Source organism: Flavobacterium enshiense (assembly GCF_040750275.1).
In the GTDB taxonomy this organism is placed as follows: Bacteria; Bacteroidota; Bacteroidia; order Flavobacteriales; family Flavobacteriaceae; genus Flavobacterium; species Flavobacterium enshiense_B.
This window is the reverse complement of the sequence record NZ_JBDOCV010000007.1, coordinates 1-332: the sequence shown is the minus strand read 5'-3', so window position 1 is coordinate 332 and position 332 is coordinate 1. Positions and strand designations below refer to the sequence as shown.

At 43.7% G+C, this 332-nt stretch carries 1 protein-coding gene; it reads left to right on the top strand.

The features are described 5' to 3' along the window. Window positions 1–332: PKD-like domain-containing protein (locus ABGT15_RS11820; protein ID WP_367231647.1), on the top strand; the 332-nt coding region annotated here is incomplete at both ends.

Sequence of the window (332 nt, the reverse complement as noted above, 5' to 3'; positions counted from 1 at the left end):
CAACCAACATCAGAGTTAATGTATTGCCATTGGTTGCAGGAACGAATATCGAATGGGAAGTGGTTGATGTAAGCAATGTAATCGGAGCTACATCGGGTTCAGGTCCTATCGCAGATCCGATTGTACAGCAATTGACGAATACTTCAACGGTTATCGGAACGGTTACGTATCGTGTTAAAACAGAATTGAACGGCTGTTACGGAGGATCAACCGATTATATCGTGGAAGTTCATCCGTTGCCAAAAGTGAACTTACCGGAAAGATCGGTGATTTGTATCGGTGAGAACGGTGAGGCCTTTACTTCTGTGTTACTTGACACCGGATTAAGTGAA